This window comes from Bifidobacterium ruminantium DSM 6489 (assembly GCF_000770925.1).
Lineage (GTDB): Bacteria > Actinomycetota > Actinomycetes > Actinomycetales > Bifidobacteriaceae > Bifidobacterium > Bifidobacterium ruminantium.
The window spans coordinates 1-2,000 of the sequence record NZ_JDTK01000049.1 but is presented as its reverse complement, the minus strand read 5'-3'; the positions used below and the strand labels follow the sequence as shown (position 1 = coordinate 2,000).

Annotated in this window: 2 protein-coding genes; both read left to right on the top strand. The window is 44.0% G+C overall.

Features of this window, described 5'->3' with window-relative positions; translation table 11 throughout:
- Window positions 1–358 precede the first annotated feature (358 nt).
- Window positions 359–1,522: a glycosyltransferase family 1 protein gene (locus tag OU26_RS09280; RefSeq protein ID WP_193345893.1), complete on the top strand. Its 1,164-nt coding sequence runs from the start codon at window positions 359–361 to the stop codon at window positions 1,520–1,522.
- The coding region (locus OU26_RS09990) for a glycosyltransferase family 2 protein (protein WP_477004698.1) at window positions 1,519–2,000 on the top strand (482 nt) is incomplete at its 3' end. The genes OU26_RS09280 and OU26_RS09990, both read left to right, overlap by 4 nt.

Here is a 2,000-nt window from a genome sequence, read left to right as displayed (position 1 = left end):
CGGTTCCATGCTTCAACGGAACCGGGCCCCAGCTGTCTTCATGACGAAAACAAGACACCACCACGGGGACTTACGCAAAGATCTTTTGAGGAGACTCTTAGAAAAATGCCCAAGGGTAAACAAGTATTTGAATGCGCACAGCTGAGAGTACATTTTTTGAACGTTCTCGCAGTTCTTTGAGAGAAATGCGTTTTTTGTCAACCTTGTTTTTAATCTTTTTTGAATTGGTTTAATTATATGGAGCTTTTCGGGAATTTCGTTGCAAATATGAAAAAATAACGATGTGTATTAGACACATTCACCCCGTCTATGGGAAATGAAATACTTAAAAGCATTCTGCAAGGATAGAAGAGGGTAAATGGCGAGCAATACTAATCGAAAGTGCTTACACGCCAGTAGCGGCTTTTATTTAGCAAATGCAATAGATCAAAAGCCGATTCGCGTGGCTCAGGTTATCGGTAAAATGGTTGGCGGCGGTGTTGAATCCGTAGTTATGAACTATTACCGTCACATCGACCGTAGTAAAGTACAGTTCGATTTCCTTGTCGATGAGGATTCCACGCGTGTTCCTGAAGAGGAAATTACCTCTTTAGGTGGTCGTGTATTCCGTATACCACCGTATCAGCATCCGATTCGTTACCGTCGTGAGCTGATTCGCCTGATGCGTGAACAGCAGTGGCCGATTGTGCACAGCAACATCAACACGCTAAGTGTGTTCCCGCTATCAGCGGCGAAGAAAGTTGGAGTGCCTGTTCGCATCGCGCATTCTCATTCGACCATGGGCAAAGGTGAGTTCGCGAAGAATGCAATGAAGCTTGTATTGCGTCCGTTCGCTAATGTGTATCCGACAGTGCGTTTTGCGTGTAGTCACTATGCAGGAGAATGGCTGTTTGGCAAGAATGCGGATTTTACCGTAATTCCTAATGGCATTGAATTGGATAAATTCCATTTTGATGCTGGTGTGCGCCAAGAAACTCGCAAAGAACTTGGTGTTGCGGATGATGTGTTGCTGATTGGTCATGTTGGTCGTTTCATGCCGCAGAAGAACCAAACGTTCCTAGTCGATGTGCTTGCGGATTTACTTCCCAAACGACCTAATGCCATGCTTGCCTTTGTTGGCGATGGTCCGGATAGGCCAGCTGTCCAACAACATGCTAAAAAGCTTGGCATTGCGAATCATGTGCTGTTCCTCGGTCAACGCTCTGACGTTAACCGCCTATATCAGGCATTCGACGTGTTCTGCCTCCCCAGTCTTTATGAGGGTTTGGGGATAGTCGGTGTTGAGGCGCAGCGTGCCGGCCTTCCATGCTTGTTCGCGGATGCAATTACACGAGAAGTTGATGTGACGGGAATCCCTAGGTTTATGACTACAGAATCGTACAAAGAATGGAGTTCTTTTATATCGGCGTTGGAACCGGGAACACGGATTGATTCCTCTGATAAAGCGTTCTCTGGCTATGATATTTCCGAGAATGCTCGGAAGTTAACTTCAATGTATTTGAAACTTTTTGAAAAGGAATGAAAAGCAGTATGGATCCGCTAGTTTCAGTTGTCATACCTGTATGTAACGTTGAACCTTATCTACACGAATGTGTGACAAGTGTGGTTGAACAGACTTACACGAATATTGAAATCATTCTTGTAGATGATGGTTCGACTGATAATTCAGGAACGTTATGTGATGAATTTGCTTTGTCGGATTCAAGAATATGTGTTTTCCATAAAAAGAATGGTGGACTGTCTGACGCTCGAAATTATGGAATTCGCCGATCCCATGGAAGTTTGATTTCCTTTATTGACAGTGACGATTATGTATCACCTGATTACATAATGCACCTGTATCAGGCATTGGTTAGAGGAAAAACAGATATTGCAACTACCTCCATTTGCATTTTCCATGATGGGGAACTTCCTAAGGAGCATAAGCATAATACAGCAGTCTTTCACATGTACGATGCGTGTGACGCACTTGAAGATATGCTTTATATGAGGCATTTGGA

Excerpts from the sequence above, each read along its gene's own strand:
- OU26_RS09280 (WP_193345893.1), top strand. The coding sequence starts at position 359 with ATGGCGAGCAATACTAATCGAAAGTGCTTACACGCCAGTAGCGGCTTT.